This is a genomic window from Limnofasciculus baicalensis BBK-W-15, assembly GCF_024178385.1.
Classification (GTDB): Bacteria; Cyanobacteriota; Cyanobacteriia; order Cyanobacteriales; family Coleofasciculaceae; genus Limnofasciculus; species Limnofasciculus baicalensis.
Genome location: NZ_JAMZMM010000263.1, coordinates 1 through 8,720 on the forward strand (window position 1 = coordinate 1; position 8,720 = coordinate 8,720).

At 42.1% G+C, this 8,720-nt stretch carries 7 protein-coding genes and 1 pseudogene; 4 read left to right on the forward strand and 4 right to left on the reverse strand.

The annotated features are described in order from the left end of the window. Positions 1 to 522 precede the first annotated feature (522 nt). The 4 genes from NJ959_RS21100 to NJ959_RS21115 all read left to right on the forward strand — a co-directional run bounded on the left by NJ959_RS21100 (position 523) and on the right by NJ959_RS21115 (position 5,227). Positions 523 to 1,182: a DUF2301 domain-containing membrane protein gene (locus NJ959_RS21100; RefSeq protein WP_254013714.1), complete on the forward strand. Its 660-nt coding sequence runs from the start codon at positions 523 to 525 to the stop codon at positions 1,180 to 1,182. A 560-nt stretch (positions 1,183 to 1,742) separates the two neighbouring features. Next, positions 1,743 to 2,354, forward strand: a complete 612-nt coding sequence (locus NJ959_RS21105) for a hypothetical protein (protein ID WP_254013715.1) — start codon at positions 1,743 to 1,745, stop codon at positions 2,352 to 2,354. A gap of 90 nt (positions 2,355 to 2,444) precedes the next feature. Next, on the forward strand, positions 2,445 to 2,972 hold the full coding sequence (locus NJ959_RS21110; RefSeq protein WP_254013716.1) for an FHA domain-containing protein: 528 nt from the start codon (positions 2,445 to 2,447) through the stop codon (positions 2,970 to 2,972). 260 nt (positions 2,973 to 3,232) lie between these two features. After that, the gene (locus NJ959_RS21115; RefSeq protein ID WP_254013717.1) at positions 3,233 to 5,227 is read left to right on the forward strand and encodes an FHA domain-containing protein; all 1,995 of its coding nucleotides are present in this window, start codon (positions 3,233 to 3,235) and stop codon (positions 5,225 to 5,227) included. Between the two features lie 163 nt (positions 5,228 to 5,390). Here the strand turns inward: NJ959_RS21115 and NJ959_RS21120 are convergent, their stop codons facing one another. The 4 genes and pseudogenes from NJ959_RS21120 to NJ959_RS21130 form a co-directional block, all read right to left on the reverse strand. Continuing rightward, entirely contained in the window at positions 5,391 to 5,762 is a 372-nt protein-coding gene (locus tag NJ959_RS21120) for a WG repeat-containing protein (protein WP_254013718.1), read from the reverse strand. A gap of 47 nt (positions 5,763 to 5,809) precedes the next feature. After that, positions 5,810 to 5,980 (reverse strand): annotated as a pseudogene (locus tag NJ959_RS30795) (RNA-guided endonuclease TnpB family protein); the annotation flags it as partial. A 415-nt stretch (positions 5,981 to 6,395) separates the two neighbouring features. Then, complete coding sequence (locus NJ959_RS21125; RefSeq protein WP_254013719.1) at positions 6,396 to 7,697, reverse strand: D-alanyl-D-alanine carboxypeptidase; 1,302 nt, start codon at positions 7,695 to 7,697, stop codon at positions 6,396 to 6,398. 194 nt (positions 7,698 to 7,891) lie between these two features. Continuing rightward, positions 7,892 to 8,611 carry an iron-sulfur binding domain-containing protein gene (locus NJ959_RS21130; RefSeq protein ID WP_254013720.1) on the reverse strand — a complete coding sequence of 240 codons (720 nt, stop codon included), beginning with the start codon at positions 8,609 to 8,611 and terminating at the stop codon, positions 7,892 to 7,894. Positions 8,612 to 8,720: the final 109 nt, after the last annotated feature.

Consider the following 8,720-nt stretch of genomic DNA (forward strand, 5'->3'; position numbering starts at 1 on the left):
CCTTTCATCCCCGGACTCAAGTCACGGGGTTTTCAGGCTATTTTCTTATAATAAACCATCTGTAGAAACTATTGAAGGTAAAAGCCCAGTAACCAAAGAACCTTTAGCTTTTGCTACTCTCAGTTAGGGAGTGGGGAGTAGGGAAAGAGAGTTTTGAGTTTTGAGTTTTGAGTTTTGAGTTTTTATAGCAACCGCCAGGGCGGTTAAGACATTCTCAGTTCCTGAAACCATTGATTTTACGACTTTCTTCCCTAGCCCCTAGCAAGAAAGCCCCTAGTCCCTAGCTATAACTCAAAACTCAAAACTCAAAACTCAAAACTCAAAACTCTCTTCCCCCACTCCCCACTCCCTAATCGCAGCGATGGGGACACTTATAGAAGTGGTACTCTCCCTATAATCAAAAGGGTCAATTTGAAAAATAATAAATAGTAAAGTCTGGGAACTCTTTTCGGCTTCGTCCTTGTAGCCGTACCCTTAAAAATGTTAGCTAACATTCAGGTATGTAGAGGCAGAGGATCGATTATGACGTTACAACAGCAGTGGGAATCAGAGGTTTATCAGGGGCAATTTGGGGAATTTACGATTACGACAAGCGATCGCACTGGCGTAATTGTATACCGCAGTGGCTTAGTGCTAGCAGCATTGAGCTTTGCGATGGGTAGCGCAATAGTTTTATTACAGGGTGATAATCCAACATTTTTAACCCTACTCACTCCCCTCTACGCCTTGTTTTGTCTGGCGCTGGGGGTTAGCTTGGTGGCGATTCACATTTATATGGAATCTCTGCACCGATTACTGCAACTGTTTTGGGGAATTGGTGCTATTGCGGCAATTGTCATCGGCTTTTCTAGCAGTGAGCCTCTTCTTCTATCTATTTACGATCGCCCAACGACACTTTTCGGTATCGGTTTTACCTTTGTGGCGTTAACCGGGGTTTATTTCAAGGAAGCATTTTGCTTCAACCGTCTGGAAACCAAGTTTCTCACACCCTTAGTCCCGATGCTCCTCCTGGGACACTTGACTGGTATATTGCCGATAGCTGGGGAACGGGTTTTGCTTGGGATTTGGACGGTTTTGTTTATCGTGTTTGCTTTGCGTAAGGTGATTCAACCCATTCCACCCGATATTGGGGATAAGTCGGTGTTTGCTTATCTTAAGGACAAAAGCTCTGTAAATTCTTAAAATATTAATTAGTAATTAGTTATTTGTCATTGGTCATTGGTAATTTGTCATGTGTCGGTAGGCAGTACTTCTAGAAGACCGATTCAAAAAAACCTAACCCCCCAGCCCCCTTAAGAGCGAGGGAAGGGGGGAGTCTTACTCTTCTTTGAAGGGAAGGGGGAGTCTTACTCCCCTCTCCGCACTGGGCTTCGCCGAGCTACGCTAACGTGCCGCTGCGCTACGGTCAACCATTTACTCATGCTCGATAGGAAGTTTGACAAAGCTAAATGGAATACTTACTTACAGGAAACATTCGGAATTAGCAAACGTCAGGCTGGGGGGATTATCGCCTTATCTCAAGGAAAGGTAGACTCAGGGCATCAATGCGGAGAGGTTAGACAAGTACATAAATTGACTAATCAAATCAAATTGAGAAAGTATAGGCTATTGTCAATTTGAAATATAAATAATTTCAATGGCATATGTCAGGCGGATCAATTTTAAATTTAAACAAGATACATAACCTAACTAAAACCGAGCGCCGATGATGGTGATTTAATAAAATGAAACAGCAAAGTATAATGCGTATATTAATTATTGCCAGTTACCTCATAGCTGGTTTTGTCCAAGTTTCCTTGGCGACTCCCCTCTCCCCAGACTTGACAGAGAGACAAGCAACTCCCTTAGTTTCCTCAAAGCCGAGTACATTCCCATTGGAATCCATGGTAATATTTCCGCCTGCTTTAGGGGAACTGATTGAAACTCAATGTCGAGGTGTTCCCACTGGTGTTGGTGTTCCAGGTTTTCAGCCAGGAATCTCTAAAAGTGATGTGCTACAAATGCTTGGTGTCCCCAGTGGCACAGCACAAGGCTACTGGCCCAATACTCGTGCTGTATATTACGATTTAATACCAGAACAGGTGAGTTTAGGCTTTCTCTTTGATAGAAATTCTGAACGAATTCGCCAAACAGAAGCATCATTTACCTCTGCGGTTGATTCTCAGACAGTCTTAATCACTTTAAATGGCATGTTAGGCTGCAAGCTAAACGAGCAAATCCAACAAGGATTACAAAAAGTACGGCAGCAACAGACTGGGCGCTTCTCCTTTCAGTTAAATTATCTTAAAGGTGTGATCGAACGTCAAAAGGGCGATCGCATTTATATTGGTATTTGGGAAGCAGATTTACATTAACAGGTAAGGGGCTAGGGGCATTATTCCAGCTACTCCCCATTCCCCACTCCCCATTTCCCATTCCCCATTCCCCAGCTCAAACTCGGAAGAATGCACGAACTAATATTAGAATGGCAAGAAGCTCATCAAAAGCGAATGGCTACTATTCGCGATGGACAACCCAGTACAAATCCGGGAAGCGTCAGGATTGGTAGAGATCCAGTAAAGTGCGATTTGGTAATTTCCGATCTCACTGTATCAGGTCTCCATGTGGAAATTTTCTTTGATAACGCTACCCATACCTTTGTTTTGCGAAATCTGCGGGATACCAATCCCCCTACTGTAGATGGACGACAAGTTATCCACGGGGAAATACCACTAAGTCAAGGTAGTACTATTTATTTAGGACAAGTTATCGTAACGGTTTTGGCAGTTTCTCTAGCTCCACCCAATAATCCTATCCAACAGACTATTATACTACCACCAAAACCAATTAATCTACCTATTCATAATATTGCATCTTATGGATTAGAATGTCCTCATTGCCATCGCATTTCTCCTTATGAACGGATGGGGTTCGGCTGTCAGTGGTGCGGTACTTCTTTAGCATCCGCTGCCAGTGTTTTAATTACAGGTTAAGGGGGTGTTATTTGTTAGTTGTTGGTCATTTTTATTAGATCTCTTGCAAAAGTCAAAAACTTACCCCCCTCAGTCCCCCCTTATCAAGGGGGGAAGCAAGAAAAATCAGGCTCTATCCTCTTGCCAAGGTGAGGGTTATGGTGGGGTTTTAATGATTTAGGCAAGAGGTATTTTGATTACAAATAAACAACTAATAACAAACAACAATAAATAGCAAAGAATAACTAGCTAACTCACAAAGAATAACTAACAAAAATTATATGAATTCTGTCCCCTTGCAAATTCAGTTAAGTTGGGAAGATCCAGCCACAGGAGATAGGCGAGAACCATTATTAAATCTCCCGATTGCTCTGGGACGAGATTTTAATGGAATGCCCCAAGAATTTCAAGGGAATCGAGTTGCCCGAATTGTTCTCAATAGTCTTGAGGTATCTCGCTTTCACACCTTAATTGATACCGATAGCGGTAACGTAGTAGTCATTGACCAAAATAGCCGTAACGGGACATTTATTAACGGTAGCCGCCAAACTCGCAGTATCATCGCTAATGGCGATACGCTACAAATTGGTCCTTATACTATTACAATAGGCTTGGGTGTTAGAATCCAAAGTACTCCATCGATTAATTCTCAGATTTCCTTTAATCAAAATACAGGATTACCAGAGCCAAATCAAACACCACCTCAACCTCAACCAGCAACACCTGTTGCTGGGGTAATTCCAAGTAATCAAGGAACTTTTCCACCACCAATCTTTCAACAACAGCAGGTAGCAGTACAAGATATTCACGCTACAGGGTTAGCAGTAGAAGAAGTAGATTATGCGACAATTGGTGGAGGTTTAGGTAGTTTTATTTGGACAGATTTCTTGAGGATTTCTGGGGTAAAATGCGATCGCATTGCGGCATTGGGAATCGACGAAAAGCCCTACAGTCGTTACAAGCAGCTTTGTCTGAATTCGCAAATTCCCCTTCACGAAAGATTGCGCTCAAATTCTGATTCTTGTCCCGATAATATTTGGGGTTGGCCTAGTTATGCTTTACGAGAAGCATGGCACAATCTATTTAGGGGACATTTGGGGGCATCTTTAGGCTATCTATGGCAGGTTTTTGCTGAACCAACTTTTGCTCAAACCTATACCCCTCGCGCTGAAAATGTATTTAATTCCTTAGATAGGGAAATGGCGCGAATTAGTTGGTCAAAAATCTTTCGCTATGGCAGTGTGCGGGCGATTCGTGCCACTGATGATGGACGATATGCGATCGCATATTCTCGTACTACTACTGGAAAGCGGGATCATGCTTTTTTATTGGCGCGTTACCTTCACATAGCAACTGGCTATCCGGCAATTAAGTTTCTGCCAGATTTACAAGGATATCGGGAAAAAACGAATGATTTTGAATCGGTGGTAAATGCTTATGAACCCCACGATCGAATTTACCAAAAGTTAGAACGGAATGGTGGCACTGTGATGATTCGCGGTAGAGGGATTGTGGCTTCAAGAGTTGTGCAGCGAGTCTATCAAGCACGATTGCGGAATCCCCAAATTAGGTTAATTCATTTAATGAGATCCCCTAAGCCCCAAGGTAATAAATTCGGGAAAGCTCAACGTATTGTGGAAAACCATTATGAATTTCAACCTTTTAATTGGCCAAAGGCTTGTTGGGGTGGAGAATTAAGAGAAATGTTGGAAAAAGCTAACCCTGAAGAAAGAAAGCATTTGTTAAGTGATTGGGGAGGGACAACAACTGCTGATCGCAAAGATTGGCGACATATTGTAGACGAAGGAATCCGTTTGGGTTGGTACAGTGTTGAGTTTGGAGATGTGGAAAGAGTTGATAAGGAAGGGAATTGTATTGTTACTTATATTAAAAATAAAGAATTCAAAGGGCAAATGCGTCTAGAGGCAGATTTTATTATTGATGCAACTGGATTGGATGCCAATGTAACTGCTTCTCCCCTACTGGATGACTTGGTAAATCATTATAAATTACCGTTGAATTTTTTAGGTAGATTAACGGTAAGTAATGACTTTGAATTAGTAGAGATGCGCCAATCGCGAGGGCGAATCTATGCGGCTGGGGCGATTACTTTGGGGGGATCTCAAGCTGCGGTGGATAGCTTTCTGGGCTTGCAGTATTCAGCTTTATGTAGCGTGGATGGGATTGCGGAAACTAAAGCACCGGGAATTAAGCGATTAAATTTTATCAATTCTTTTATTCAATGGTTAAAATGGGTGGCAAATCAATCGCCTTAAAGGGAATGGGGAAGATGACAAGGAAAATTGTCAAAATATAGTATAGAATTAGTTAAGAGAGTAGGGGATAAATTAATACCAAATTGTCAGTTATAGCCAGAATATTTTCAGGAATATTTTAATAATTAAATCAGGAATGAGACACAGAGTTGAGCAACTCACCTTACTCCCGACTACCACTAGGAGAAACTTTAACTATGACTGGCACTAATCCTTCGGAAAAATCGTCGCTTAGATTTTTGTATTCGGGTAAGACTTGACCTGAGCTATTGATGTAGTAATATACAGATTCCGTCTTTGCCAATCTTGCTGTTGCCACTCCTTCAACAAAGTCGGAGATCGAGTAGAATTTAGGTGGGAGGACAAATCGACCCTGTTTATCGATCAGACCTTCCTTCTCACCGATACTCACGATGGCCAAACCATTGTCAAAAAAACCGCTAAAGCTTGAGTCAAACTGCGGGGCAATGACAAAATCACCAGTCTTATTAATGTAACCAGTACGGCTTTTAATCTGACCATTCTCCTTTCTCAAAGTCGCTACGGCGGCTAATCCTTGAGCAAATTTCCCTGGTTTTACCTTAAACTATAGTACCAAGGCTTTTCTGATTTCACCATTGCCACCAAGAGTTTATGTAAGTCAATGGCTGTGGGAAACTTTAACTTTTCCAATGGGTATTCCCGATTGTGAGTCAGAATATTTTGGCATAATGCCAATCCCCAGTTGTAAGCATGACGCGCTACTCTCTGGTGTATTTACAACTAACATCTGGAAATATGGCGGGCTGGAATCATCTATACCAGAAAAGTGGAAAATCCCAAAAAGGTTAGTAGCCCTCCTTTGGATTATTATCCCACAATCGCTGAAATGACGCAATCTCGTCAAGTATTAAGAATTAATCTCAATAAAAATCAACGATTTTAAGAGGCTTTCAGCCGTTTAGCAATTTATTAAGTTATGTGAAGAACTTTCTTTTGTTAAATTATGTTAATTACTTTCTTTTGATGGAGAGGGGTTGGGGGTGAGGGTGGCAACTCCCCCTCTAAGCTGTCACGCATTTAATTTGTCTGTTTTGAGAGCAGGGGGCAGGGGAGCAGGGGAGAGGGTTTGATGACTTTTTTCCTAACTTGAAAATATACAGTTTAAATGCGTAGCAGCTTAACCTCTTTATTGTTGAATTCTTTCGGAATCGCCCATAATTCCGGGGGGTTGACTTAGATTAGGGTTAAAAGTAGGTAAGTCACCCCATTGTTCGGCTAATTTTGCGAGTATTTGATCCTGCTCGGCACGAAACCTGGGAATATCATTACCTCGATTAATAATAGCAAACCAAACCAAACCGCGATCGCGAGTTGGTATTACTCCAGCTAAGGCACTCACCTCCCGTAATGTTCCGGTTTTCATGGCAGTACCTAGAGGCATTTTTCTGTTGTGCATCGTACCATCCTTATCTCGTCCAGAGAGGGGAAATACATCAGCAATATTTAGTTGGTATGGCGCTAAATATCGTTCGATTGCGATTAGCATACTCGTAACACAGTGGGGAGATATTTTATTTTCCATCCCCAATCCAGAAGTATTAATCAGTTGTATTTCATTCTGAGAAATACCAGTAGATTTTATTACTTCTTGGATTACTGCTGGCGCACCTCCGACAGATTTACCCAACATATCAGCCATATCATTATTGCTGTGAATATTCATTTCCCGAAGAATTTGAGTGAGGCGGGGAGATTGGTGACGCAATAAGAAATAGGCATCAGGAGGGGGAGTTGGGGCTAATTTTACAGTACCTGCGATCGCAATTTCGGGTTTGGGCGTTCCTTTTGCCATTGTCGCATGTTTGAAAGTAAAATTTCGAGACCAACTTTTAGCATTGATGCCTTGTTTAAAAAATGCACCAGCCATCGCGGTATTCTGTTGGAAATTCATATAAAAATCTCCAACTACTATTAAACTGCCAGTTACTTGGCGAATCCCTAACTGATTCAGACTATTACCGACAGCAATTCCTTCTTCCCAAACAAACAAAGGATCTCCACTACCTGTAACTACCAAATCTCCCTGCAATACTCCATTATTTATCAGTCCAGTGGCACTCACTATCGTCTCAAAGTGATAATCTGGCCCCCATTTATTTAGCGATGCTAAAGTTGTCGCAATTTTAGTTAAAGAAGCGGCTGGAAGGGGAATTGTCCCCTGATGCTCTGCTAGTAAATTTAACCCTGATGAAGTCTGTATCCAGATACCCTGATTGGCTGGTATTGCCCCTTTTGTCTGCCAAGCTTTCAGATATTGCTGCATAACTGCCTCCGCCACTGGATCTGGTTTTGGTAGAGTAAATAAAGACGCATTCTGCCACTGTAGCAGTTGAGCTGTCTCTGGTTTCGTCGCAGCTCTTCCTACGAGATTCAATAGTATAGCTGCTGTGCTATAGATTAATAATCCACCAATAATTCGTTGTATCATCACTTGCTTTGAGAGGTAAGGGGTAAGAGGTAAGGGGTAAAAGGAAGAAAAAGACCTCTTACCTCTCACCCATTACATCAGAATTGATACATAACTTAGTATTAATACCAGGAAAGGGAGACATGACAGGGATGTTTTTAACAAAATGTAATAATACTCTGTTTGGTAATTAAAAGCAAGATTAATATTAGCCACTATTCGTCACACAGTATAACCTTAGCATTGATTGAAATACTATAACTGCACTGAAAGCGCAGTGGACATTCGGTGCAGCGGGGGTTTTTTGCCGTGCAGATAATAGCGCCAAAGTCAAGGAGTGTCAGATTCCATCTGCTGACATCTGTATGGGGAGCGACTTCTTCTGCTCCTTGCCAAAGTAACTTGCAGCGTGATTTTACTCTCCCGCCAGAAATTCCGAAAAAGCGTTCTAAAATACGAGCGACATTGGTATCGAGGATGGCGAGGGGAATTGAGAAGGCGTTGGCACAAATGGAACGCGCAGTGTACTTGCCAATACCGGGGAGTGCGAGTAATTCTGTTTCTGTGGCGGGTATTTTTCCATTATAGTTTTTGACGATAAGCTCTGCGGATTGGCAGAGTCGCTTGGCTCGGAAGTGCAAGCCTAAAGGTTGTAAAAGGGTAGCTATTTCTTCTACTGATGCTGCGGCTAAAGTTGTTAAGGTGGGATAGCGAGAGATAAATGTTTCATAAATGGGAGCGGCTGTAGAAGCTCCGGTTTTTTGGAGTAAGAATTCAGCAATGAAAATAGCGTAGGGATTGGTAGTGTTACGCCAGGGAAAGTCTCGGAATTCTTGAAGTGCCCAAGTTGTCAGTTGGTGGTGGAACCATTCTATTTTTATTGGTTTGAGATGGTTGGTGATATTTTTCTCAGATGGGGGAAGTGTTAGTGTCATAGTTTCTATTTTCCTCAAGTCTAAGATAGGTCAACTAAACTTTTGCCAGGGAGTATCCCACTTTGGCAAAGATACTCGTTTTTTGCCCCCCTTTTCACCCCCCCAGCCC